At 55.4% G+C, this 26,442-nt stretch carries 20 protein-coding genes; 8 read left to right on the forward strand and 12 right to left on the reverse strand.

The features are described 5' to 3' along the window. Positions 1 to 8: 8 nt before the first annotated feature. Together GOW93_RS10200 and GOW93_RS10205 are read right to left on the reverse strand one after the other, a co-directional pair. Positions 9 to 518, reverse strand: a complete 510-nt coding sequence (locus tag GOW93_RS10200; RefSeq protein WP_170383718.1) for a hypothetical protein — start codon at positions 516 to 518, stop codon at positions 9 to 11. A gap of 1,163 nt (positions 519 to 1,681) precedes the next feature. Then, positions 1,682 to 2,050, reverse strand: coding sequence for a hypothetical protein (locus GOW93_RS10205; RefSeq protein WP_170383720.1), 369 nt, complete (start codon positions 2,048 to 2,050; stop codon positions 1,682 to 1,684). A 1,568-nt stretch (positions 2,051 to 3,618) separates the two neighbouring features. Here GOW93_RS10205 and GOW93_RS20700 point away from each other — a divergent pair. Next, positions 3,619 to 3,966, forward strand: coding sequence for a hypothetical protein (locus GOW93_RS20700; protein ID WP_170501891.1), 348 nt, complete (start codon positions 3,619 to 3,621; stop codon positions 3,964 to 3,966). Positions 3,967 to 5,469: 1,503 nt separating this feature from the next. After that, positions 5,470 to 5,871, forward strand: a complete 402-nt coding sequence (locus GOW93_RS10210) for a hypothetical protein (protein ID WP_170383722.1) — start codon at positions 5,470 to 5,472, stop codon at positions 5,869 to 5,871. A 118-nt stretch (positions 5,872 to 5,989) separates the two neighbouring features. On the opposite strand, the gene GOW93_RS10215 is transcribed toward GOW93_RS10210, so the two are convergent. The 4 genes from GOW93_RS10215 to GOW93_RS10230 all read right to left on the reverse strand — a co-directional run bounded on the left by GOW93_RS10215 (position 5,990) and on the right by GOW93_RS10230 (position 11,416). Beyond that, positions 5,990 to 7,246, reverse strand: coding sequence for a hypothetical protein (locus GOW93_RS10215; protein WP_170383724.1), 1,257 nt, complete (start codon positions 7,244 to 7,246; stop codon positions 5,990 to 5,992). A gap of 186 nt (positions 7,247 to 7,432) precedes the next feature. After that, entirely contained in the window at positions 7,433 to 7,810 is a 378-nt protein-coding gene (locus GOW93_RS10220; protein ID WP_170383726.1) for a hypothetical protein, read from the reverse strand. Between the two features lie 750 nt (positions 7,811 to 8,560). Beyond that, positions 8,561 to 8,773, reverse strand: a complete 213-nt coding sequence (locus GOW93_RS10225; protein ID WP_170383728.1) for a hypothetical protein — start codon at positions 8,771 to 8,773, stop codon at positions 8,561 to 8,563. Between the two features lie 360 nt (positions 8,774 to 9,133). Then, positions 9,134 to 11,416: an adenosylcobalamin-dependent ribonucleoside-diphosphate reductase gene (locus tag GOW93_RS10230; RefSeq protein WP_170383730.1), complete on the reverse strand. Its 2,283-nt coding sequence runs from the start codon at positions 11,414 to 11,416 to the stop codon at positions 9,134 to 9,136. Between the two features lie 129 nt (positions 11,417 to 11,545). Here GOW93_RS10230 and GOW93_RS10235 point away from each other — a divergent pair, with 129 nt between their 5' ends. After that, a complete protein-coding gene (locus GOW93_RS10235) occupies positions 11,546 to 11,977 on the forward strand; it encodes a DUF1489 family protein (RefSeq protein WP_170383732.1) in 432 nt (143 codons plus the stop codon). On the opposite strand, the gene hisG is transcribed toward GOW93_RS10235, so the two are convergent. Genes hisG through hisS form a run of 3 tightly spaced genes read right to left on the reverse strand, consistent with a single transcriptional unit; the run spans position 11,974 to position 15,305 of the window. After that, positions 11,974 to 12,663, reverse strand: coding sequence for an ATP phosphoribosyltransferase (gene hisG, locus GOW93_RS10240; RefSeq protein WP_170383734.1), 690 nt, complete (start codon positions 12,661 to 12,663; stop codon positions 11,974 to 11,976). The two genes, GOW93_RS10235 and hisG, sit on opposite strands and share 4 nt — an antisense overlap. Beyond that, positions 12,660 to 13,748 (reverse strand): ATP phosphoribosyltransferase regulatory subunit, encoded by a 1,089-nt coding sequence (locus GOW93_RS10245; protein ID WP_170383736.1) that lies wholly within the window; start codon positions 13,746 to 13,748, stop codon positions 12,660 to 12,662. The genes hisG and GOW93_RS10245 overlap by 4 nt, the downstream gene beginning before the upstream one ends. 3 nt (positions 13,749 to 13,751) lie before the next feature. Continuing rightward, positions 13,752 to 15,305: a histidine--tRNA ligase gene (gene hisS, locus GOW93_RS10250; protein WP_170383738.1), complete on the reverse strand. Its 1,554-nt coding sequence runs from the start codon at positions 15,303 to 15,305 to the stop codon at positions 13,752 to 13,754. Between the two features lie 129 nt (positions 15,306 to 15,434). Here hisS and GOW93_RS10255 point away from each other — a divergent pair, with 129 nt between their 5' ends. Further along, a complete protein-coding gene (locus GOW93_RS10255; RefSeq protein WP_170383740.1) occupies positions 15,435 to 15,629 on the forward strand; it encodes a SlyX family protein in 195 nt (64 codons plus the stop codon). Positions 15,630 to 15,633: 4 nt separating this feature from the next. Here GOW93_RS10255 and GOW93_RS10260 read toward each other — a convergent pair whose 3' ends face one another. From GOW93_RS10260 to dnaE, 3 genes are all read right to left on the reverse strand, one after another. Then, on the reverse strand, positions 15,634 to 15,945 hold the full coding sequence (locus GOW93_RS10260) for a hypothetical protein (RefSeq protein WP_368039657.1): 312 nt from the start codon (positions 15,943 to 15,945) through the stop codon (positions 15,634 to 15,636). Between the two features lie 62 nt (positions 15,946 to 16,007). Further along, positions 16,008 to 16,229 (reverse strand): YMGG-like glycine zipper-containing protein, encoded by a 222-nt coding sequence (locus GOW93_RS10265; protein WP_170383744.1) that lies wholly within the window; start codon positions 16,227 to 16,229, stop codon positions 16,008 to 16,010. 85 nt (positions 16,230 to 16,314) lie between these two features. Next, positions 16,315 to 19,815, reverse strand: coding sequence for a DNA polymerase III subunit alpha (gene dnaE / locus GOW93_RS10270; protein ID WP_170383746.1), 3,501 nt, complete (start codon positions 19,813 to 19,815; stop codon positions 16,315 to 16,317). Positions 19,816 to 20,159: 344 nt separating this feature from the next. Between dnaE and xdhA the strand changes: the two genes are divergently transcribed. From xdhA to GOW93_RS10290, 4 genes are read left to right on the forward strand one after another with little or no spacing between them, the layout of a single operon-like run. Continuing rightward, positions 20,160 to 21,521, forward strand: coding sequence for a xanthine dehydrogenase small subunit (gene xdhA / locus GOW93_RS10275; RefSeq protein WP_170383748.1), 1,362 nt, complete (start codon positions 20,160 to 20,162; stop codon positions 21,519 to 21,521). Further along, positions 21,518 to 23,932: a xanthine dehydrogenase molybdopterin binding subunit gene (gene xdhB, locus GOW93_RS10280; protein ID WP_170383750.1), complete on the forward strand. Its 2,415-nt coding sequence runs from the start codon at positions 21,518 to 21,520 to the stop codon at positions 23,930 to 23,932. Before xdhA ends, xdhB begins: the two co-directional genes overlap by 4 nt. Continuing rightward, on the forward strand, positions 23,932 to 24,867 hold the full coding sequence (xdhC, locus tag GOW93_RS10285; protein ID WP_170383751.1) for a xanthine dehydrogenase accessory protein XdhC: 936 nt from the start codon (positions 23,932 to 23,934) through the stop codon (positions 24,865 to 24,867). The genes xdhB and xdhC overlap by 1 nt, the downstream gene beginning before the upstream one ends. After that, positions 24,864 to 26,381 (forward strand): ABC transporter ATP-binding protein, encoded by a 1,518-nt coding sequence (locus GOW93_RS10290; RefSeq protein ID WP_170383753.1) that lies wholly within the window; start codon positions 24,864 to 24,866, stop codon positions 26,379 to 26,381. The genes xdhC and GOW93_RS10290 overlap by 4 nt, the downstream gene beginning before the upstream one ends. Positions 26,382 to 26,442 lie beyond the last annotated feature (61 nt).

The raw sequence follows: 26,442 nt of genomic DNA on the forward strand, positions 1-26,442 counted from the left end.
CCAATGGCTCAATCAGCTCCAAGGCTGGCAGAGACCGCCCGCCGCTCGCCCTGGTTACCCAGGTTCGGAATCTGTCTGTGTGGAAAGGCGACAACCGAGGTGTTCACTTCGGGTACTTCGCCATTTTCGATTTCAATCTCGGTGAACTCGCTGATCCAAAACTCTTGATCCCGCGCCGGGCAATCGCCATCAAAGACCAGCACCGGCGCTGTTTCCCCCGCAACTTGGAATAAAATTGCCGAGAAGGTTTGCGCACCATTGGTCAAAACAAGCAAACCTCTTGCGACCTCAGGCAGTATCTGAAGTTGTTCATAGTGTCCCAGATTTTTCGCTACGCAGCCATGGGCGCCTCTTGAACGCCCTATCGCTTGTTCGGTTGATTCGGCCAGAAATTGCAGTTGACCGCGCCAGGACCAAGCTGCCCCGACACGCAAAAAGGACAGAGGCGCAGCCTCTAGACCGTCAATTTCCGTTTGCCCCCACTGTATCGCTACACGACCGCTTTGTCCGGCTCTCATTGTACCGCCCGCACCTTCTACCCATCACTGCTCACAAGACCGTCTTATCAAGGTAAAATAAGGCGGAAAAGAGACGTTAATACAGAGTTAACGAAAATGTGGCTTGAGAGAATCAGATACTCTACCCTTAGCGGGAAAGCGCCTGGCGATACTAAACCAATTGTTGTTTAAGCACCAACCCATCAGAACTCAGGGCACGCGGATGTTTCTCTATAAATAAGGAGAATTTCTCTAAACATTTTATTGCCGGTAGCCAAATCACCTGTACGACAAAGTCATTTCCCACACCAAAAAAGATCACTTGCCACAAAAAAGACCGCCCAATGGAGCGGTCTAAATAGAAAATCTGTGGGTCATGTCTTCAGAGGTCGGAGACCCTGTAGAACTCCACACCGGCAAACTCTGGATCCACATTGGACTAAGGCCCTTGGCGATCAGTTTTTCCGCGCAAGCGTTCAGGCTTGTTATTCCAATAACATTCAATGGTTTAGAGTTGTCGAAGAGGCTCCCAACCTTGTACAAGCGTTCGTAGTCTACCCGCTCGCGAATAGCCCCATGTGAAGCACCTTTCCGTTGTATTCCAACACGGGATGGCCATCTGTTTCCTTTGCCTGCAAAAGAATTTGTACAGTGTTCTGGAGCGCACGTAGCTCTCATGAGGTCTCAGAGATTGTATATCCCGGCTGTCCTGCTTTTACGCCAACACTGACTGGAACTTGAGGTCAATCGGTAGAAAGTCGATTTTGTTCAAGTGACCGTCGAGCAATGAATTCAGAGTCCCGATGGATAGTGCTTGGAGGGCATTGCTGTATCGCCAATAGTCGATATGCCTCCGCTTGGCTCAGCAACCTAGTGACTGGCCTGAGGATGCCGCTCTGTGACAAAAGGTTAGCCTGCGGCCTGTTGCACCCAATATTCTCTGGAACGTTGGATACCGGAGTTGCCTGTCTTAGGTCGTACGGACAAACGGGATTCACACCGTCCGCCGGGCCTGAGCCAAACTGGCGTTAGCTATAAAGACCAGCTCGGCACGAGGCCTCATGTCAGACAAAGGATGGGCGTTCTCTGAGCATTTTCTTCTGGCTGTCCACGCACAGAACTGACGATAATCTATCGACCCTCGCCTTTTTCCTGACGGAAATTTCTGGATGCTCAGGCTGTCCTCAAGGTTCCGAGCAATTGTCCAGCATGTGGACCTTGACGGTGTGGCTCTTGTTATTGGGATTATGGCATATGCAGTGGGTCTTGTTTTGCCCTGTATTTGGTGCGCAGGTCACATTAGACACAGGGCTAGAGCAGCTAAATTCGAAACTACTCTTGGTTTGTTGCTCATATTCAGTTTGGCTTAACCCATAGCATTCAGGAAAGATATCGGCCTTTCCCTTCGGAATAGTGATGTCTTTCGTAGAGTTGCCGTCGAAGTTTACATTCTGTGAATCAGCCCGGGCCGTTCCCGGCCCTCCTATCCCGCTACAAATCGGTTGAAGCAGAAACGCCGCCGACAGAATGAACACAGGAGCAATGCGTTTCATCGAGAGTGCACCTTTCCATTTGAGAATGTCGTCACGATCAAAGAATACACTTGGCCTTCCCTGTGTCCAACTGATCTATGCCGGATAGACCAATAGGAGCGGATTGAGGGGCCATTAACTGGCCCATTAGTACGCTTTAGACCAAACCCATCAGCACGTAATTTGCGCTTTTGCTTTGTATTTATATCCATTGGACGGGTCCACATTGCACTTGCATTCCCGGTACGTACTGGTGCTTGAGGGTTCCCCGCAATCGATAATAACGCTCGGTGATGAGCAGTGCATTTTTTCAGGTATTTTTGGTGCCGCCGGTGTTCCGCAGTAGGCTTGAATAGTTAATTGAGTATGAGTTCCGACGTCGAATTCAGGATTGCAACTTTTGCCTGAAGCAGCAGTGCAATTATACGACTGCGTTTGGTAATGTTGCTGTGCGTTTGCGACACCAAAACTAAGCACTACAAGTATGGTGGCAAGCGATGCGGTTAATTTCTTAACACTCAATTGCAATAGTACAGCTATAGTTCCCTTCATTTCATCGAACCTCTGACCAATGTGCTATAAATGTCCAGATTATCACCGTGTCTTAGCAAACCAACAAATATTTAGCTTGGCGGGACTCGAACCCGAAACCTCCGGCAAAAGTTTCTAACTCCATATCTGCCTTAGAACGCAAGTGATGCACTAGTCGGCTGAGCTCCCGCACTGAAAAACGATGCTTTGCAAACAGTGGGTTTGTCAAAAATACAATCGCCGATCTTTGGAGTAGTTCGTAAGCACCGTTGGCTGTATTCTGTCATTGTGCCGAGCCTCCATCAGATGCCTCGGACCCAAGACAAATACCAGTTTTGATTTCCCAGGGAGAAAAAATCATGCGTATCTTCGCAGTGTTCGCCGGGCTTTGTGCATTTTTGATCAGCCCCGCCTTTGTCTCATCTGTCGCCGCGTATAATGGTGTATGTGCGGAAGGCTCATGCAGTTATACCGAATATTGTTCGTCGGGCACGTGCGAGTATCAGTACGAAGTAAATGGCGATGCCGAAATTAACGTTTCTGTTGGCTGCGGCTCGGCCAATAGTTTTCACCCACCAAAGAGCCAGAAGTGTTCATCTCCCGACGTATGGCAAAGCTCTTGCAAAAACCATGACGACGGAAGCTACCTGAAGTGCAGTTGCGGCTCCACGGGCCAAGGATTCATCCTTAATGTGCATCCACATTGCTAGGCTATACATTTCTCCGCATTTTTGCGTTTTACGCTTCTTATCAAGACTAGCCGGCCGTAGTTAGCAAGGTTTATGCTCAGCGGCGATTGTTGTATTGATGATTGGTTATGATGACCGGATCGGGTGCTCAAAGCCCGCTTTCTGATTGCTTTTTTGCTGCCCTTGGTACGCTAGATCAGGTGTCCACGTCCACTTTTGCAACCGTGGCTCTTTAATCGTTTTTGCCTTGGGGACTACCTAGCGAGCGTAGCCTGGCACGGTGTTCCATAACTACGCCAGATGAATGAATCCGGCTTATCTGATAAGTATAAGGAACATGGAGTACGGAGAGGGAGGCTAGATTCTAATATGACCAGACTAAGTCTAAACATTCCGGACATTGTTTTGATTGTCACATTATTTGCAGCACCTGCGATTTCCGGGGAGACAGAAAATGTAACTAAATACTGCGACTTAAACCCCAGTTGCGCCTATGAAATTAACGTTGGCAAACATACGGAGTACATCGTTACCGGATATTGTGGAAAGTCATCCACCGATCACACAATGCCCCATGAAATGTCCTGCTCGACAAAAGAGGTTTGGATCACATGCAATGTGCAATCCGACGCCAGCAAAGGTGCGTGGAACTGCCTGTGCAACGCGGAACAACAACCTGAAGAATACAAACTGAATGTGGGGATTGTTTGCAAGTAATCCATTCAACTTTGTCGCGAACTCTAAAAAAGCATGAATGCGGCTTGGAAACTGCCTCAGGTTAGTCTTCGTGGAAAGGGTTCTCAATGAGGCTTTACTGCGCCGTTATGGCGGTCGTCGCAATGATACAAGGACCAATTGCCTTCGCAGCGGAAATACCGAAGGCTCCTGCCACTACGCATCATGATATCTCCGTCGATGTGGAATGCGGGCCCAGCAAATGCCAAACCGATTTTACCTTGCAGCCGGGATACACGAATGTTCATGTGACCTGCTATGGTCAGGACCCAATTAGTATAGGGGCGCTCATGAGTTGTGGTTCACCAAACGTGGTGGTTTCTTGTGTACCTACGGAAATTGAACTCAAAACTCCAGTGAAAGAATGTGACTGCCAATTTCCTGGCCCTGGGAAGGCTAAGGCACATGTAAGTATGACCAGGTGTCAGCCTTCCTCAAACTGATTAGTTCTTTTTGTCGATGGCCACCCATTTTCTTCCCGGCCAATCAAACCAAACAGCATGCTGGCCAAATGAAAAAGACGGCCTTTTGGTCACCACCCCGGTAGTTGTGATATTGTCTTTCCTGAAACACTAAAGCGAGGGGTGAAACGATGATAAACTTGATCAAGATGATGATTGTGGGCGGCGCCCTTACGCTAACGGCAAGTGCCGTAGTGGGCAAAACCACCGTGGATTTAAAATGCAATACGACAAGCTGCAATTATACGGAAGAAATCGGGCCGTCAGGGACTAAAGATTTTCAAGGTTTTTGCACCGGAGCACAGAACATGAGCCCCAAGAATTCGAGTATGATTTGTCACAAAACAAACGGTACGACATGCACGAAGGCGGAATATAGCTATACCAACCCTCCGCAATGGGGTTGCATCTGCACAAACTGGAACGACAAACATGAAGAGCATCCGTCGATAGATATTACGTGCCCCGCCGCGAACTAAGCGAGATAGTGAAGGCGCGGACGCGCGGAGTGTGCCGGATACGATACGCTCCTGAATCCATCGCCACATATTTCCCAGAACTGTTTCTACGTCGTAAATTTATCTTGGAGGTCTTGCAATGAAGCTCACACTATACAGATTTGCCCGTCACGTTGGCTTCGCGGTTGCGATTGTCCTGATATTTGGCTCAATCTCAGTGCGCGCCGACACGCAGAACCACAACGCAACTTGTGACAGCAAGGATTGCTACGACATTTACGCGGTAAACACGAAAGGTACGAAGTTCGAATTAACCGAAAGCTGCAAGGGAACAAAATCCGCTTATGGGTTTTCCTGCTCCTCACCCAGTGTACCGGTTACTTGCTCGCACACTGAAGTCAACGACGCGACATTTACATGTACATGCAATGCAAAAGAGCAAAAGGTGAAATATAGCGTCCATGCCTCAATGGATTGTCGGTGAAAAGTCTAAACCTAAAAGAAACGCATTTGCTCAAAAAAATAGATGAAAATTCAACGTATTGGAGATGAAAGCGGGTCATAAAATGTTCTATCAACTGAAGATCTTTGGCTTCGTACTGACTGCTTGCTTCCTTGCATCAGGTGCCGTGGCTGAAAAACCGAAACCGCCGGACGAAGAAGCTAGAAAGCGAGTTGGTGAGGCACCAGCCTCCTCGGGAACAACCGTTAAAGACTGCTTACCTGGAAACACCTGTACGAGCGACAAAGCGACGGTGAAGGGAAGCCATACACATACATTCTCGGCATCTTGTGAATCAAACAAGGCACCCAGCGACAGCCAAGTGACTACGCACTTTAGTAACAGCAAAGCCTTTACCTGCGCAAAAGTACCGAACGGTCAGGTCGGCAACTGGGTATACTATAACTTTCAATGCACTAACTGGTACACGAAGGAAGAGCAGGCTTGGTTTACTGTCACCTGTTAAGACGGCAATAAGCGTGTTTCTTTGCGTCTTCCAATCCGCCCACCAGTTCTGGAAACTGTCAATCTGAAAGACTGTAGACTGATTTTCTGATCTCGCCCAAATATCCCCGGCAGAGTTCTTATTGAGTGGTTCCCACGAAAATCGCGGTGTTCTGCGGGATCTGCGTCTGAAGCGTGTTGAGTGCGATAAGATCCTTGACGAGCGTTAAAGAACGGTGGCTGAAATCGTTCGTCTGCGCGCCAAGCTTCTGGGGTAACAATCGATATTTTTCGCCATCGACAACGGTGCTGACAGTGGCTTCACCAGGTCCAACTTCGACATGAAAAATGGGCGCGATCCCACCGTGTCTCGTGCTGATGCTCAGGCGATCCTGATCAACGCCGGAATAGGTCTCGTTTATCAACTGGCCCAGATAAAATACGACCTGACTGGGTGATCGCAGACGATACCCGGTGCCGCTGGCCGTAAAAATTCGCCGCGCGGGATCTGCAGAATCCCCCAAGTACAAAAGCCTGCCAGAGGCGCCTGCATCATCGGATTCCGGCAGACTGACACCAAGATGCGGTTGAAGAACAGCAACGGCTTCCATCAAGGTGCGAAACCGTTCGAATTGGCATAACGCCGTCGGATCGTTCACAAACCTGACGAGCCTTGGCTTTGATGATGCAGCAAATTTTGGACACCGATTTGTCGCTTCAACCGCTATCATTCCGCGGCAAATACCTCTTTGGCTGGCTGGTAGGTCGGCAGCCCGACTTCCACAAATCGCCTGTGCCGAGTTGATAATGCCATTATAGGTCTCTTGCCGAAGTACAATCGTCTGAATCAACAGCATAAAAGTCAGGTGAAGATGCGCTTCGTCTCGGCTTTCCGCTAGTTTTACTAGCAGATCGGATGACACTTGCGTGTGCATCGCTTCTGTGAATTCTGAAGTTTCGAGAGATGAAGCGGTCGCAGAACTGGAAGTTGATGCAGAGGGCGCCAAACCCACACTTAGATCAGCTGTTCCACCATCGATCCCAAAATCATAGTTCAAGCTTGGAGAGCTTTGGAGTTGCGTGCTTTGCTGAAAGTCCCCGGCAACCGTGAAATATGTTGGATAACCCTTTGCTGACCGAACGATGTTGGCAAGAATAGTGCTGGCCTGCCCCTCGGAAATTCCTGAGTTAAAGTTCCGATTGCTCGTCTCGACAACGTTGCCACATGCCGTCGCCATCAGCGCAAGTGCGGTTCCGGTCAGAATTCGTGTGAATGCAGGTAATCGGCTTGGCAGAAACCTCGGCAACAAACGGAGGTTCTTGAGCTTTCGGCGGGCGCAATTTTCAAACGGCTTCCGAGGCTGCGGTCGACTGGTTTTATTCTCGATCCGGCTCATTGAAGTATATCTACAGAAAAAGTTGAAACTCTGATTGCCAACCCAACATTTGGACAGTTTTCCCACATATAGTATGGTTAAACGATGGGATTGAGGCAAGTCAATCTGGAGTCACCAAGGATTGAAACAGGGCTGACAAGGTGTGTCGAAACTTGAACAATGATTGGTGAAGGCGGGATGAGCAAACTATAACGCCAATTCCGCCTGGGCAAAGCCGTGGTTCAGAACAATGGTATGACGTTTTGACACTGCTGGGCAGGCGAAGAGAATGTGGAGGTCCGAACGTTCTCGTGCAAATTTGGTGGAACGCGATATCAGTCCAGCTTTTTTAACTCGGCTGGTTTCGAAAAAATCGGCTCGCCGCGGGTCGTCATCATCGACTTGCTGAACAGCTATGCAAAACGGATCTGCCATTTTGCAAGCGACGCGGACCACTGGAAGCGCCTTCGTGACTGGATCAAGCACTTGCGAAAGGAAGATTGCCAGCTGGGCGTGGTACAACATGTCAGATACGAAAGAAGTGATGCCGACGTTACCAAAGTCATCTTTGACGGCAGGATCCAAATGGCACAAGAACCTTTCGGCGGCTGTTAATATAAACGCTGTCCGCGTGTATCGACGTTATTGTACTGGTCCGAACCTACTGCTTGAATGGCGGGCATTTGATCGAATAGTCTACTTTTGGCCAATTCCCCGATGTATTGCCGCAATGGCAATTCCAGTAACTTCCTTCAAAGGTCGGGGTGTCACAATACATATCCTTTTTGTTTCCTGGAACAAGATTGCAACTGGCCTTTGCCTTTGATTGATCAGCAAGCTTCGTACAAGACATGTGGATATTAACCGCCATGTGGTCGTGCATTTCCTTGGTTGTTGCACATTCAATTTGGCCACAGGCGTATGTCCATGTTTGCGTACCCTGCAATTCTTGACTCTGTGCACTTGCCGATGCGACTTGGAATGTCACGAGCGAGGCAACAAAGAACGATTTCGTTTCCCCCAAATACCGGGTGTAAAAAGTTGTTAATCTTACCATCCGATTTTCTCCTATTCGCATATGCGAACGCCGTTGAAGACTTGCCAACCACGCCGGTTTCAAACAATCAGCTATCTGTAAATCATACTCCATTTTGGTTTTTTTGCACACATTCACCAGACCGCGACTAACAGTTCCGGGCGTATCCTACCTACTGCGCGGCCCTTTTTAATCGTGATGACGCTGAACACGTAAGTGTTGCAGTTGGCAGCTTTTGACATCAGTGACTGGGTGCAGCCAGAAGCAAACCTTCATATCCGAACTGTGCAATTCCAGCTTTACGGATAAAGTAACGAGTTGATGCCAAAGGCGCTTAGCGACCGAGACTCATGCACGGTCCGTTCAACGCAGTCAGCATGTAGAGGAATCGTCTTGATGATCTCATCCGGGTCAGTCGAGCACTCACCCTCGAAAACGCGCGTGCCATCCTCTTGCAGAACACACACTGCGCAATTAGTCAGGGACACGTCTAAGCCAACATAGTTATTCATGGCTGTCTCCCCTTCAGCTCAAGGTTTCCGAGATACGACAATAGCAGCTCTCAATGCCCTTAAAGCCGAATGCTCAGCAGAAACGCCATGTCCGCTTTCTGCGCAACTCGGACATTGACGGCACTCGCGGTAGCCATCGCTTCCTGACGCTTGTCCCCATCAATTCTCGCAAGACTTCTGCGTACACTTCCAATCTCGCACTAAAAAACAAGGCGCCGTTGATCAACGATCCGGCGCCCTGTTTCCCTGTTAACCCTTAGATTTGCGAACTGTAGGCGCCAATGACCTTATTTATGGGCGCCAAAACCGCCGAAATGGGTTCGTATTGCCTGGCGGTTCATGAAGATGTGCTCATAGCACTTATCCACACTTGGAATGGCCACAGCTACGGCAGGTCATGCACCCTTCGATCATCACCATGTCAAACTGGCCGCACGACGGGCACGCCTTGCCGCGAGGCGCATCCATGTTGACCACTTGCGCCTGCGGATCGGACTTCAGCCCCATGCCCTCACCTTCGAGAAAACCGATATTAATCAGGTGCTGCTCAATCACACCGCCAATCGCAGCCAAAATCGAAGGGATATACTTGCCTTGCACCCACGCCCCGCCACGCGGATCGAACACGGCCTTCAGTTCCTCGACAACAAACGACACATCGCCGCCCCGACGGAATACCGCCGAAATCATTCGCGTCAGCGCCAGCGTCCAAGCGTAATGTTCCATGTTCTTCGAATTAATGAACACTTCAAACGGACGGCGGCGGCCACCAATAACGATATCGTTGATGGTCAGATAAATGGCGTGCTCGCTATCGGGCCATTTCAATTTGTAAGTCGAACCTTCAAGCGACTGTGGCCGATCAAGCGGTTCGGACATGTAGACGACCTCACCTCCATCCACCTCATGCGGAGCACTGGCGCTTTCACCGGGTGCTTTATCGTCGCTTTCTGAAACGGTCAGGACTGATCCGGTCACATCATTTGGACGGTACGTGGTACAGCCCTTACAACCCTGATCCCAGGCCTGCATGTAGACGTCCTTGAAAGCATCAAAGCTGATATCTTCAGGGCAATTGATCGTTTTGGAAATCGAACTGTCTATCCATTTTTGGGCTGCCGCCTGCATCTTGACGTGATCAGACGGAGACAAAGTCTGCGCGTTCACGAAATAGTCGGGCAATTCCGCATCCCCGAACTTGTCGCGCCACATTTGCACAGCGTAGTCCACGACCTCTTCTTCAGTTCGCGAACCATCCTTTTGCAGAACTTTGCGGGTATACGCATAGGCGAAGACAGGCTCGATCCCAGAAGAAACATTCCCAGCGTACAGCGAAATCGTCCCCGTCGGCGCGATCGAGGTCAGCAGCGCATTGCGGATGCCATGTTCGCGGATTGCGTCCCGCACATCCTCATCCATCTGCTGCATGGTGCCGCTGGCAAGATACTTCTCGGCGTCGAACAGGGGGAAAGCCCCCTTTTCCTTCGCCAAGTCCACCGACGCCAGATACGCGGCGCGAGCGATCGCATGCAACCAGCGCTCAGTCTGACGCGCCGCCTCGTCCGAGCCATAGCGCAGGCCCAGCATTAGCAAAGCATCCGCCAGACCAGTCACGCCCAGCCCGATGCGGCGTTTGTCCTGCGCTTCGGCCTCTTGTTCCACCAGCGGGAATTTTGACGCGTCGACGACGTTGTCCATCATCCGTACCGATGTGGCGACAAGCTTTTGCAGGGCCTCTTCGTCCAGATGCGCTGCGTCCTCGAACGGGTCAGCCACCAGCCGGGCAAGATTGATCGAGCCCAGCAAGCACGCCCCATAGGGCGGCAATGGCTGCTCACCACAGGGATTGGTCGCAGCAATGGTCTCGACATAGCTCAGGTTGTTGGCCTGATTGATCCGGTCAATGAAAATCACACCTGGTTCGGCATAGTCATAGGTGGCCTGCATGATCTTATTCCACAGATCACGCGCCTGAACGGTGTGATAAACCTTGTCACCGAACACTAGTTCCCACGGTCCGTCTGCTTTGACGGCTTCCATGAAAGGATCCGTCACCAGCACCGACATGTTGAACATGCGCAGGCGGGCCGGGTCGGATTTCGCGGTAATGAATTGTTCGATATCAGGATGATCACAGCGCATGGTCGCCATCATTGCCCCACGACGCGAACCAGCGGACATGATCGTCCGACACATCGCATCCCACACGTCCATAAAGCTCAGCGGGCCAGAGGCGTCCGCCGCTACACCATGCACATCCGCGCCACGCGGACGGATGGTCGAGAAATCATAGCCGATACCCCCACCCTGCTGCATGGTCAGCGCGGCCTCTTTCAACATGTCAAAGATGCCACCCATACTGTCTGGCACGGTGCCCATCACAAAACAGTTGAACAGGGTCACCTGACGCGCTGTCCCCGCCCCTGCGGTGATACGCCCAGCAGGTAGGTATTTGAAATCCTCCAGCGCCTCGTAGAATTCCTCTTCCCAATGCGCAGGGTCTTCCTCGACCCGCGCCAAATCGCGGGCGATACGCCGCCAGCTGTCTTCGACCGTCTGGTCGATGGGCGTGCCATCCGCCTTTTTAAAGCGGTATTTCATGTCCCAGATCTGCTCGGCGATGGGGGCGGCAAAGCGGCTCATTGGTGATTCCCTGTACTGAAAGAGGTATTCAGAGTACCCTAAATCACACGCTCACCACAACACCTTGATGACAATCGCCATCGGGCTACAATATAAAGGTGGGCCTTGGGACGACTCTGTGGGAAAGCTGTGGATAAGTACGTAAACCTCATAAAACTTTCGGTTGGTTCCGAAAGCGTCGACACACTGATCGCGTGGCAGGACAGCCGCAAGCCGCTATACGAAGACGGATGCCCGCGCCATGTCACCCGCATGTGGCCCAAACGCGAGGCCGAGATTCTGAACGGCGGATCAATCTATTGGGTGATCAAAGGCGTGATCCAATGCCGTCAACGTATCCTGCGGCTGGATGAGGTACGTGGCGAAGACGGCATCCGCCGCTGTGCCATCGTGCTGGACCCCGAAGTTCATCGCACCCAGACCGCTCTGAAGCGCCCGTTTCAAGGATGGCGTTATCTGAAACCCGAAGATACACCAGCCGACCTACCCAAAGGCCGAGAGCAGGACGACGCCCTGCCCGACGACCTGAACCGCGCGTTGGCGGAAATCGGGGTGCTTTAACTCAAGCGATCCAACAGTTCAGACAGAACCGCTTTGTCATTCGGCCCGTACTTGGGCACCCGGCTCCGCCACAGTGTGGCCTGTGATTGCAGGATCAACCCGTCCGAAAGAATCTTCAGGTGATTGGCGCGCAGAGTTTCCCCGGTCGAGGTTATATCCGCAATCGCTTCGGCCGTTTCGTTCATCACAGTGCCTTCGGTGGCGCCCTGACTGTCGACCAGCGTGTAGTCGGCCACGCCCGCGTCGGTCAGGAACTCGCGTACCAGCCGGTGATACTTGGTGGCGATCCGCAAACGGTGGCCGTGGGTCTTACGAAAGGCGGCGGCGGCTGCATCCAGATCGTCTAGCGTGTCAACATCCACCCAGCAGGCGGGTGTGGCTATGATCAGATCAGCCTTGCCGAAACCAAGTTGCGAGATCTCTTCAACCTGCTGCTCCCAGCGTGGCAGTTTTTCCTGCACCAGGTCGATACCAGTGACGCCCAGGTGAATGCGCCCAGCGGCCAGCTCGCGCGGGATTTCACCGGCAGAGAGCAGGATCAGGGAAACCCCATCGATTCCTTCGACCTTACCCGCATATTCCCGGTCCGATCCGCTGCGCGACAGGGTGATGCCGCGTTTTTCGAACCACGAGAAGGTCTTTTCCATCAACCGGCCCTTTGAGGGCACGCCCAGTTTCAGGCTCATTGTACGGCCTCCTCGACTTCCAGCATCAGGTCGGGGCGCAGAACGCCGCCCACCGCCGGGATTTCAGCCCCGTTACCCAGTTGCCGTGTCAGCGCGTCGTAGCGCCCGCCAGTGGCAATGGGTGGCAAGTCAGGGCGGCCTTCGGCATAGAAGCCAAACACGAACCCGTCGTAATACTCCATCGAGGTCCGGCCATATGCGGCCTCAAAATCCAGCCGTTCAACATCGACGCCGCGCGCCTGCAGCGCCGCAATTCGCGCCTCGAGCCGGTCCAGCGCCGGGGTGATCTGCGGCAAATCCACCGCCACGTCGCGCAGCTGTTCCAGCGCAAAGGGCATGGTTTCGCGAACGTTCAAAAGGGTCTCCAGACCGGCCAATTCATTGTCAGAGATTGGCGGCGTATCGCGGTCCTCGCGTAAAGCGTCAATCCGAGCCTCGATTTCGGTAGCACGGCGCTTGCCGATCATGGGCACGCCAGCCGCTAACGGGTCTTCGGCATCAAGCAACGCATCACGCCCTTCAGGCCCCGGCTTCCGACCCGCAAAACGATCCAGCAGAACTCGGAACCTACGCGGACGCCACAGGTGGCGCATCAACGCCGATTTGCGCCGGTCCGTGGTGCGCAGGCCTTGAACTGCCGCGGTCAGAATGCCGATATCCCCGGTCGCCGCCCGCAGCGGCAAGCCGCGCAGTTGCAAGGCAAACAGTGAGAACACCTCGGCATCCGCGCCAGAGGGGTCGTCACGGTCAAAAACCTCATAGCCGACCTGAATGTATTCATTGGACCGGTCCGGGTCATGCTCCTGACGGCGGAAAACCTCGCCAGAATAGGTGTAGCGCGCGGGCTCGGCCCCTTCGGTCATGTGCATCTGCACGACAGGCAAGGTGAAGTCCGGGCGCAGCATCTGTTCGCCCCGCAACGCATCCGACGTTACATAGGCGCGGGCACGGATATCTTCGCCATAAAGGTCCAACAGCGTTTCGGCCGGTTGCAGCAGTGGCGTATCGACAACCTGAGCGCCTGCGGCCTCAAACCGGACGCGCATCATCGCGGCGCGGGCTTGTATCTGGGAACGGTTGGCCATGGCTCAGTCCTGACTGTCCAGAATTTCGCGCACCTTGGCGACCAGATCACCGCGCGGCACTTCAAACTGGCTGGGGCGTTCCTTCCATTCCTCAAGCGTGGCGCTTTCGGCGATCTTTGCGCCAAGGATCAGGTCCTTGATCTGCACGATCCCATTGGCCTTTTCGTCGCCGCCCTCAATCACCGCGATGGGCGAGTTCCGCTTATCCGCATATTTAAGCTGATTGCCGAAATTCTTGGGGTTGCCCAGATAAACCTCAGCCCGAACACCAGCATTACGCAGTTCGGCCACCATCGCTTGGTAATCGGCCATCCGATCCCGATCCATGACGGTCACAACCACGGGGCCGGTGGCCTGTGCCGCGATCCGACCCTTTTCGCGCAGAGCGGCCAGCAAGCGGTCCACGCCAATCGACACACCAGTCGCAGGCACTTCCTGTCCGGTAAAGCGCTTGACCAGATCGTCGTAGCGACCACCGCCCGAGACCGAGCCGAACTGCCGCTTGCGGCCCTTCTCGTCGAAAATCTCGAAGGTCAGTTCGGCCTCATATACCGGTCCGGTGTAGTAGCCCAGACCGCGTACAACCGAGGGGTCAAGAGTTATTCTATCGGTATTGTAGCCCTGCCTCTCAAGTAGCTCTGCAATCTGCTCCAGCTCCTGAACACCTTCGAGCCCCACAGCCGAATTCTGCACCAACCGTCGAAGATTTTCAGTCACCGCTGAATTGATGGCATTTGGCGTTCCTGCTTTGCCTGCCTTTATCACATCCTGTTGGAATTCTACAGCATTCGCTAGCATTGCTTTCGTCGTCAGAAACTGAATACAAATCTCCGCCTGATCCTCGCTGAGGCCCACACCGTCGATAAACGCCCCCGAGGCATCCAGACGGCCCTTGGTCAGCAGCTCGCGCACCCCGGCCTCGCCCACCTTGTCAAACTTATCGATGGTGCGCAGGACGTTGTCGCGCGCGGTGGCGTCTTCGCCCAGACCCATCGCCTCAAGCACCCCATTCAGAACCTTCCGGTTATTCACCCGCACCAGATAATCGCCGCGCGGGATTCCCACGGTCTCCAGCGTGTCTGACAGCATCGCGCAAATCTCGGCATCGGCGGCCATCGAGGCCGTACCCACCGTATCTGCATCACACTGATAGAACTGACGATAGCGTCCCGGTCCCGGCTTTTCGTTCCGCCAAACCGGCCCCATCGCATAACGGCGATAGGGCGTCGGCAGGTCATTGCGGTGCTGCGCGTAGACACGGGCCAAAGGCGCGGTCAGGTCATAACGCAGGGCCATCCAGTCGCCCTTGTCATTCTCGTCCACTTCCTGCCACGCAAACACGCCCTCGTTCGGGCGGTCGACGTCGGGCAGGAACTTGCCCAGTGCCTCGACCGTTTCAACCGCGCTGCTCTCCAAGGCATCAAACCCGTACCGATGATAAACATCCGCGATAGCCCGCAGCATCTCGGTGCGCTGCGTGACTTCCTGGCCGAAATAGTCGCGGAACCCTTTGGGCGTAATTGCCTTGGGGCGGGGCTGTTTCTTGGGCTTGGCCATGTGGGGCGTCCTTGGGATTTTCATGTTCCGCGCGCGGTCTATCCCATGGTCCGCATCGGGGCAAGGCGGGGTTTCTCTGGCCACGGCGTCACAGGGTCGCTATGACCAGCGCAGGAACAGGAGCCCACAATGCAGCAGCTGGAAGAACAGATCGCCCATCTGACCCGTACAGTCGAAGAGCTGAACACAGTCGTCACCCGCCAACAGGGTGAGATCGACCGCCTGACCCGCCGCGTCGAGATGCTGTTACAGCGCGAGGCCGAACGGGCACAGGAAGGATCAGGCGGGGTTATCTTCGGAGACGAGCGTCCCCCGCATTATTGATCGATCACTGCCCCAGCGAAGTCTTCACTGCATTGTCGACCACTCCGCCCAAGAGGGCATGCTTGTCCGCAGCACATCCTTCCGACAGCGCGGCTATAAAGGCTTCGCGCAGTTGGGCCTTTTCTTCGTCGGTCGTCGCATGATCTTCAATGTTGATCTGGCGATTGTAGAGCGATAGAGCCGTCATCTTTTCGACTACAGACACGACAAAGGCTTCGTCGCCATCCGCCTCCTCGGCAATCGAGGCGCAAGTATAGTGCATCACGGGCAATGCATCCTGAACCATCTGATCAGCCGCATCATCTGCATTAGCCACACACGGGGCCACAAGGATTGCGGCGCAAACGGACGTTCTGAGACTAAAAAACCGCATCGTACTCACTTCCAGTTATGTCCGATAATTGCCCCGGCGACGCCGCCGATTGCCGCGCCCTTACCGTCTCCGATCAACGCGCCCACGCCAGCACCAATCAAAGCACCCTCGATCGTTTGCTTTTTCTTTTTGTCGTCCTTGTCATCCGCCCATCCGGCCGACGCCAAAGTCAGCGACGTCGCTGTCGCGACGAATAGCGTTCTCAATCCAATAGCTGAAATTGCCATAGCTGTGCCCTCCCGTGACACGCCCCGAAACGGGGCATGCCCTCAGCCTAGCGGTGCAAAAACGCTGTGGCAACAAATGGCTGGCTCAGATTTCCTCTACCGACATCACGCCATCCAGCGATTTAATCGCGCCCTTGATCTGCGGGTTGATCGGAAAATCCTGCCCCAGGTCCATCTCCACATCACCCGGCAAACCCGGGTCCAGCAAACAGATAGAGATCGGTCCCTTGGCCGCCCGTTTGGCTGCACCGGCGGCCTCTTCAAGGACCTTGGCAACCGTTGGTAACACCTCCGGCACATCCACAAAAATCCGCAATCCTGTTGCTCCGGCCTCAGCAACAACCGCGTCCACGGGCCCGACAGAATTCGCAAGCAGCTTGAGTTGATCAGATTCCATTTCGGCTTTGACGGTCAGCGCCACTTGCGACCCACTCTCCAGAAACTCACGCGATTTCTCCAGCGTTTCCGAGAACAACGTGACCTCGTACGCCCCCGACGGGTCGGACAATTGCGCAAAAGCAAAGCGGTTGCCCTTGGCTGACTTCCGCTCCTGCCGCCCGGAAACCACACCGGCCATCTTCGCGATGAAAGGCCCCGAGCGCGCCTGTTCCGTCACCTCGTCTAACGTCATGACTTTCTTGCGTTTCAGCGCGGGCATGTAGTCGTCCAACGGGTGGCCGGACAAATAGAACCCGATTGCCTTGAATTCTTCGCTCAGACGTTCCGCCGGCAACCAGTCGGGTGTGGGCGACAGCCGGGGTTCGGGCAGGTCGTCACCCGCCTCACCAAACAGCGACACTTGGTTCGAATTCTTCTGATCGTGGATGGCCGCGGAATACTGCACCAGCGGATCAAGACTCTCGAAGACCCTGCGGCGATTTTTGTCGAGCTGATCAAACGCCCCAGCACGGGCCAGCATCTCCAATGGGCGTTTACCGACTTTTTTTAGGTCAACCCGACGAGCGAAGTCGAACAGGTTGACGAAAGGTTTATCCCCGCGCCCATCAACCACGAGGTTCATCGCCTCTACACCGACATTTTTCAACGCGCCCAGCGCGTAGACCAGTTCGCCATTCACCACGTCAAACGTCGACAAAGAACGGTTTACGCATGGCGGGACATAGGGCAATTCCAGCCCCTTGCGGACCTCTTCAAAATAGACGGCCAGCTTGTCGGTCAGATGGATATCGCAGTTCATAACGCCAGCCATGAACTCGACCGGGTGGTTCGCCTTCAACCAACCAGTTTGATAGCTGACCACCGCATAGGCGGCGGCGTGGGATTTATTGAACCCGTAGTTGGCGAATTTCTCAAGCAGGTCGAAGACTTCGCTAGCCTTTTTGGCATCCACGCCATTCTCACCCGCGCCCTTTTCAAATTTCGGGCGCTCGGCGTCCATCGCCTCTTTGATCTTTTTACCCATCGCGCGGCGCAACAGGTCAGCGCCGCCAAGGCTGTAGCCAGCCATCACCTGCGCGATCTGCATCACCTGTTCCTGATAGACGATGATGCCCTGCGTTTCCTCAAGGATATGGTCGATCAGCGGGTGAACCGAGGTGATCTCGCGCAGCCCGTTCTTGACCTCGCAATAGGTTGGAATGTTCTCCATCGGACCCGGACGATAGAGTGCCACGAGGGCCACGATATCCTCGATACAGGTCGGTTTCATGCGCTTGAGCGCATCCATCATGCCCGAGGATTCAACCTGGAACACCGCAACGGTCTTGGCCGCCGAATAGAGCTTATACGTCGCCTCATCATCCAATGGGATCGCGTTGATCTGGTTCTCGGCCCCCTCGGCAGGTTCATAGAGTTCCGTGCCATCCGCCGCGATATGCAGGGGTCGCCCGGACTTAAAGATGATGTCCATCGCGTTCTGGATCACCGTCAGCGTTTTCAGACCGAGAAAGTCGAACTTCACCAGCCCGGCCTGTTCCACCCATTTCATGTTGAACTGGGTCGCCGGCATGTCGGACCTGGGGTCCTGATAGAGCGGCACAAGCGCGTCCAAGGGACGGTCCCCGATCACCACACCCGCCGCGTGGGTCGAAGCGTTCCGCAACAACCCCTCGACCTGCTGGCCGTAAGTGAGCAACCGATCGACGACTTCTTCGCTCCGCGCCTCTTCCCGCAGGCGGGGTTCGTCTTTCAGCGCCTTTTCGATAGAAACAGGTTTTACGCCCTCGACCGGGATCATCTTGGACAAGCGATCCACCTGCCCGTAAGGCATCTGCAGAACCCGCCCGATATCGCGCACGGCAGCTTTCGACAACAAGGCACCGAAGGTGATGATCTGCCCGACTTTGTCGCGCCCATATTTCTGCTGCACGTAGCGGATCACCTCTTCTCGGCGATCCATGCAGAAGTCGATATCGAAGTCGGGCATCGAGACCCGCTCGGGGTTCAGGAACCGTTCGAACAGCAGCGAATAGCGTAGCGGATCAAGGTCGGTAATCGTCAGCGCATAAGCCACTAGCGAACCCGCACCCGAGCCCCGCCCTGGCCCCACCGGGATGTCTTCGTCCTTCGCCCACTGGATGAAATCGGCGACGATCAGGAAGTAGCCGGGGAACCCCATACCTTCGATGATATCGAGTTCGAAATCCAACCGTTCCTGATATTCCTCGGGCGTCACCGCATGGGGGATCACAGCCAAACGTTTTTGCAGGCCCTCATTGGCGATGCGGCGCAGCTCCGCAACTTCGTCATCGGCAAATTTCGGCAGTATCGGATCACGGCGATAGGCCATGAAAGCGCAGCGCTTGGCGATCTCGACTGTGTTCTCGATAGCCTCAGGCAGGTCCGCGAACAGGGTCGCCATCTCTTGCTGCGACTTGAAGTAATGCTGCGCGGTCAGGCGGCGGCGGCCCTCCTGCTGGTCGACATAGGCGCCCTCGGCGATACAAATCAGCGCGTCGTGAGCCTCATACATATCTGATGTGGGGAAATAGACGTCATTGGTGGCGACCAGCGGCAGGTTCTTGACATAGGCCATCTCGACATGGCCGCGTTCGGTCAGGCGTTCCGCCTCAGGCTGGCCGCCTTCGCCGGGATGGCGTTGCAGTTCGACGTAGAGGCGGTCTGGGAACATCCCAGCCAACCGATCTACCAGAGCCTCCGCCGCCGGGCGTTGCCCCTGCTGCAAAAGCATCCCAACCGGCCCATCCGGCCCGCCGGTCAGGCAGATCAGGCCGTCCGATCGGTCCGCGAGTTCTTCCAGTGTGACCTGCGGTAGCTGCCCACCTTTATCGACGTAAAGGCAGGAACTCAGCTTCATCAGGTTCTCGTACCCCTCTTCGGACTGCGCCAGCAAAACAAGCGGCGCGGGTATTTTGGGCTTTTCCCCCGGTTGCGCCTTCACATAGGTCAGGTCGACCTGACAGCCCATAATCGGCTGCACCCCTGCCCCGCTGGCAGTCACGGAAAACTCCAAGGCCGAGAACATGCTGTTGGTGTCGGTAACGGCGACGGCGGGCATCTCCATCTTCTCGCACAGCGCTGGCAATTTTTTCAGCCGCACGGCACCTTCCAGCAGAGAATACTCGGTGTGAACGCGGAGGTGAATGAATCGAGGGGAACTGCTCATACCGCCTACGCTATCCCACCCAGCTGCGCTGCAAAAGCGGGAACCGACGCTTTTGGATGCTTAAAATATCGACTTGGATTATTCGGCTTTTTTAGAAGGTGCTTCGGGAGCGTTTACAGCACCCCGCAGGAAAACACTTTAATTTCAGAAGCATGGTCGCTACACAATTACTGCATATTCGCGCAGATCAGGGGTAATGATACATCATATAGGCAGTTTTTCTTGCCAGAGAAGCCGTCGTGTTTCTAACATCTGAAAGCAAGCTATCCGCCCGCTACTCTTTCTACGTCGCATCGAAGGAGGGCACCGAAGGGCGCAACCGGGTAAGGCGACGGGTTTCTCGTATGAAAATCACGTTTCTTCTGAACGGAGAGACCGTGGAACTGGCGGATGTCGATCCGACAGCAACCCTGCTGGATTGGTTGCGCGAGGATCGCGGTCTGACCGGCACCAAGGAAGGCTGCAACGAAGGCGATTGCGGTGCCTGCACTGTCATGGTGACGGATGAGGGCGGTGCCAAGGCGCTGAACTCCTGCATCCTGTTTCTGCCGCAGTTGCATGGTAAAGCTGTGCGCACTGTCGAAGGTGCCAGCGGCCCGAATGGCGAGGCCCACCCAGTGCAACAGACGATGGTGGACCTCCATGGTTCGCAATGCGGATTCTGCACCCCCGGATTCATCATGTCGATGGTGGCCAGCCATGCCAATGGTGCAACCGACCACGACACGCAGCTTGCGGGCAATCTGTGCCGCTGCACTGGCTATGCGCCGATCATCCGCGCCGCGAAAGCGGCCGAAGAGCAACCCGTACCTGTGTGGGTCAAAGACAAACCAATCGCGACACCAGCCGCATCACCCATGCTGCCCGGCTCGTCCGATGAGTTGGCGGTGGTTTACGCAGAGAACCCGAATGCAACTCTGGTTGCCGGGGCGACCGACGTTGGCCTGTGGGTCACCAAGCAACTGCGCGATCTGGATCCGGTTATCTTCCTCAATCGCTGCGAAGATCTGAAACAAATCACGATTACCGATGAAGAAATCCGTTTTGGCGCCATGGTCGACATGAACCGTATGGGCGAGGCGCTGGCCGACCACCACCCATCCTATGCCGAGATGATCCGCCGCTACGCCAGCGTTCAGGTGCGTCATGCGGCCACCGTCGGCGGCAACATCGCAAACGGTTCACCTATCGGAGACAACCCGCCAGCCCTGATTGCTCTGGGCGCGACCCTACATCTACGCAAAGGCGATGAGCGGCGCTCGATCCCGTTGGAGGAGTTCTTCCTCGACTACGGGAAACAAGACCGCGCCCCCGGCGAATTTGTCGAGGCCGTCAGCTTCCCGCGTCAGGTCGATCGGTTGAAGACGTACAAACTCAGCAAGCGGTTCGATCAAGATATCTCGGCCGTTTGTGGCTGTTTCAATATCACCGTTACGAACGGCAATGTCACACAAGCACGGATCGCGTTTGGGGGCATGGCTGGCACTCCGAAACGGGCCACCCATGTCGAGGCCGCTCTGATCGGAAAGCTATGGACGCGCGAAACCATTGACGCCGCGCTACCTGCCTTTGGCAAGGACTATTCACCACTCACGGACATGCGCGCTTCGGCCACCTATCGTCTGGAAACCGCCAAGGCGATGCTTGAGAGGTATTACCTTGAGGATCAGGGCGAAGTGACCAATGTGCTGGAGGTGTCGGCATGAGCGTGACCAAGCCCCTTCCCCATGACGCAGCACCGTTGCATGTGTCCGGTTCGGCCCGTTACGTGGATGACATCCCCACGCCAAAGGGCAGCTTGCACTTAGCCTTTGGCCTGAGCCCAATTGCCAAGGGCAAGATCGCAGCAATGGACCTGTCGGCAGTAAAGGCCGCCGAGGGTGTCGTAATGGTCATGACCGCTGAGGATTTACCCTTTGCCAATGACGTCTCGCCCTCGATCCATGATGAACCGTTGCTTTCGGACGGCACCGTTCACTATATCGGTCAGCCGGTGTTCCTGGTCGTCGCCAGCAGCCATCTGGCCGCGCGCAAGGCCGCCCGTTTGGGCAAGGTAGACTATACTGAGGAAACACCGATCCTGACCATTGAGGAGGCACTGGCCGCTGATAGCCGGTTTGAGGACGGTCCCCGCATCTATGCCAAGGGTGACGCGGATGCGGCCATCGCAAGCGCGGCCCATGTGATCGAAGGGTCCTTTGAACTCGGCGGGCAGGAGCATTTTTATTTGGAAGGTCAGGCTGCTTTGGCCGTGCCGAATGAGGGTAGGGATATGCTGGTCTATAGCTCAACCCAGCACCCAACCGAGATCCAGCACAAGGTAGCTGATGCTCTGGGTGTTCCCATGCACACGGTCCGGGTTGAGACCCGCCGTATGGGTGGCGGCTTTGGCGGCAAAGAAAGCCAAGGCAATGCTTTGGCCGTTGCTTGCGCCATCGCTGCGCGTGCGACCGGCAAGGCCTGCAAGATGCGCTATGACCGTGACGATGACATGATCATCACCGGCAAGCGCCATGCGTTCCGGATTTCGTACAAAGCCGGGTTTGATGAGGACGGGCACGTTCAAGGCGTGTCCTTCCACCAATACGCCATCTGCGGTTGGGCGCAGGACCTATCCCTACCCGTCGCGGACCGCGCGATGCTGCATTCGGATAACGCTTATCTGTTGCCGAACGCTCGGATCGAAAGCCACCGGCTGAAGACTAACACCCAATCCGCCACCGCCTATCGCGGCTTCGGAGGACCGCAGGGCATGGTCGGGATTGAAAGGGTCATGGACCACGCCGCCCATGAACTTGGGCTGGACCCGGTCGAGCTGCGCCGCCGGAACTATTACGAGCCCGCCCATACGCCAACCATGGAACCTGAGCATCTGGCAAAGCGCCCATTGGTACGTGTCGATCCACGTGAGGATCTAACGAGCCTGGGCGCTGTCGAGCAGGTAGAGACGGCACCGCTTGTCCGTCCGGTGCCGGCAGGCGGCAACACAACGCCTTATGGTATGGAAGTCACCGATTTCGAATTGCATGGCATGACCGAAGCCCTGCTGAAGTCCAGCGACTATGCCACGCGCAAAGTCGCGATCGAGAAATGGAACGCCGAAAACAGCGTGATCAAAAAGGGCATCGCTTTTTCACCAGTCAAGTTCGGCATTTCTTTCACGCTGACGCACCTGAACCAGGCCGGGGCACTGGTGCATGTGTATCAGGATGGCTCGGTCCACCTGAACCATGGCGGTACCGAAATGGGTCAGGGTCTTTTTCAGAAGGTTGCGCAGGTGGCCGCGTCGCGCTTTGGCATCCCGCTGGAGATGGTCAAGATCACTGCCACCGATACGGCCAAGGTTCCCAACACGTCGGCCACGGCGGCGTCCTCGGGCAGTGACTTGAATGGTATGGCGGTGAAAGCTGCCTGTGATACGATCCGCACCCGGATGGCAGACTATTTGGCCGAACGGCACCAGGCTGATCCATCGACGGTCGTCTTCTCGGATGGCCACGTATCGGTTGGCGACGAACGCTATACCTTTGCAGAAGCTGCGGCACTGACCTATCAAGGCCGGGTCAGTCTGTCGGCGACCGGATACTACAAAACGCCGAGAATCGAATGGGACCGGATCAAAGGCCGCGGTCGTCCGTTCTTCTACTTCGCTTATGGCGCATCAATAACCGAGGTTGCTGTCGATACTCTGACCGGCGAGAACCGCATCCTGCGCACGGATATCTTGCATGACGCGGGCGCATCTCTGAACCCGGCGCTGGACATCGGACAAGTCGAAGGCGGTTACGTACAAGGCGCGGGCTGGCTGACGACCGAAGAACTGGTCTGGGACGGCAAGGGCAATCTGCGGACCCACGCGCCCTCGACCTACAAGATTCCGGCCTGCTCGGACCGGCCTGATATCTTCAACGTCGCGCTTTGGGATGGTGAGAACCGCGAAGACACGATCTATCGCTCAAAAGCGGTGGGTGAACCGCCCTTTATGCTTGGCATATCGGCATGGCTGGCGCTGTCCAATGCGGTGGCGGCCTGCGGTGACAGCTACCCTGCATTGGATGCGCCTGCAACTGCCGAGGAAATCTGGCGCGGCGTCCAAAGGATGAAGGGAGGCATCTGATGGGATTTGATCGAGAGGCTTTGAGGGAGGCGGTCAAAACCCACGGGAAAGTCACTCGGGTGGTCATCGCTGCCATCAGGGGATCATCCCCGCGCGAAGTCGGCGCCGCCATGCTGGTTTGGGAGAACGGGCAAAGCGGCACGATCGGAGGCGGCACGCTGGAATACCAAGCGACAGAGGCTGCACGATCCCAAACCGCGCCAGCCAAGCTGACGCAACATGCGCTTGGGCCAGATATGGGGCAGTGCTGCGGCGGCGCGGTTTCACTGCTGAGTGAGGTTTATGACCTAGAGGCCGTTGATGCGCTGGATAATATAGTTATCGCGCGGTCTCCGGCATGCAAAGACATGCCCCTGTCGGTTAAACGCCTGCAGGCAGCGGCACGAGGTCAGGGCATCGCGCCGGAACCGCAACTGGTGGACGGTTGGATGGTGGAACCGGTGCATAAACCCACCCGTAATTTGTGGATCTGGGGCGCAGGCCATGTCGGCCGTGCGTTGGTGGATGTTTTGTCCCCGCTGCCCGATTTTGCAATCACCTGGGTCGATACCGGGCCGGAACGGTTTCCGGATGCGTTTCCAGCCGGAGTAACTTCGGTGCCAACCACAAAACCAACTGAACTGGTCCGTCATGCGCCAAGCGATGCCGAGCATCTAGTGCTGACTTATTCACACACTATGGATTTAGAGCTGTGCAACCGGCTGCTTTCGCATGATTTTCGCTTTGCTGGCCTGATCGGCTCGGCTACGAAATGGGCGCGATTCCGATCGCGGCTAGCGACCCTTGGGCATTCGCCCGAACGGATCAGCCGGATCACCTGTCCAATCGGCGAACCCGGTTTGGGCAAACACCCGCAGATGATCGCCGTTGGCGTCGCCGCGCAGCTCTTGCGCCCGGCCCGACAGAGTGAATTGAAGAAGGACCTGAGCGCGTGACCACTCCACTTTTAAGCTTGCAAGGGCTGACCAAGGCCTATCCCGGCGTCGTGGCCAATGATCAGGTGTCCTTTGACATCGGTGAGGGCGAGGTTCACGCCCTGCTGGGCGAAAACGGCGCGGGAAAATCCACGCTGGTGAAAATGATCTACGGTCTGGTGAAGCCCGACAGCGGCACCATGCTGCTGCGTGGCCAGCCCTTTGCGCCCCCCGAACCCCGTGCGGCACGGGCCGACGGGATCGCAATGGTGTTCCAGCATTTCTCGCTATTCGACGCGTTGAACGTGGCCGAGAATATAGCGCTGGGAATGGAGAACCCTCCGCCGATGAGCGATCTGGCCTCGCGTATCCGCGAAGTTTCAGAGACGTATGGCCTGCCGCTGGACCCCTTCCGCACGGTTGGCGACCTGTCCGCCGGTGAACGTCAACGGGTCGAGATCATTCGCTGTCTGTTGCAGGACCCCAAGCTGTTGATCATGGACGAGCCGACCTCGGTTCTGACACCGCAAGAAGTCGATATCCTGTTTGAAACGCTAAATAAATTACGGTCCGAGGGGACCTCGATCCTGTATATCTCGCACAAACTGGAAGAAATCCGAACCCTGTGTGACCACGCCACGATCCTGCGGCTTGGCAAGAATGTGGGTGAATGTGTTCCATCCGAGACCTCAGCACGCGACATGGCCGAGATGATGGTCGGTTCGACCCTACAGACGCCGGAGCGTTCGGGCCGTGAGTTCGGTGAGGTCGCACTGGATGTTAGCGGGTTGTCGGTACCGTCGCCGTCGGAATTTGGAACCGCCTTGAAAAACGTCCACATGACGGTGCGAAAAGGCGAAGTATTGGGTATCGGCGGAGTCGCTGGTAACGGCCAAGACGAATTGCTCGGGGTTTTGTCGGGTGAAATCCCGACTGCTGCCGACGCGATCAAGTTCAACGGACAGCAGATCGGCAAACTCGGCCCAACCGCGCGGCGAAAGCTGGGTGTGTTAACAGCACCAGAGGAACGTCTTGGCCATGCGGCTGCTCCGGACATGAGCCTGACCGAGAACGCCCTGCTTACCGGATCAGTGCGCGAAGGGTTGGAAAACAATGGCTTCCTGAAATGGGCTGAGACAAAAGGCTTTGCTGAAAAGATCATCAGTGCTTTTGACGTCCGCACGCCAGGGCCAGAGAACGCAGCCCGTTCGCTGTCGGGCGGCAACCTGCAGAAGTTCGTGATCGGTCGCGAAGTGCTGCAAAACCCTGACGTGCTGGTGGTGAACCAGCCAACATGGGGCGTGGATGCTGCGGCTGCGGCCTCGATCCGGCAGGCTATTCTGGATCTGGCCGCCAAGGGAACGGCGGTGATCTGCATTTCGCAGGATCTGGACGAGTTGATGGAAATATCGGACAGCTTTGCCGCGTTGAACGAAGGTCGCCTGAGTGCTCCGCGTCCTACCACCGGCCTGACGGTTGATGAAATCGGCCTGATGATGGGTGGCGCGCACGGAATGGAGGTGGCGCATGTGTGATCTGTGGTGCCGCCTTCGGCGAGAGTATTTGGAAAAAGATGAAAAACGCTGGGGGATGAGG

Source organism: Ruegeria atlantica (assembly GCF_013032455.1).
Taxonomy (GTDB): Bacteria; Pseudomonadota; Alphaproteobacteria; order Rhodobacterales; family Rhodobacteraceae; genus Ruegeria; species Ruegeria atlantica_B.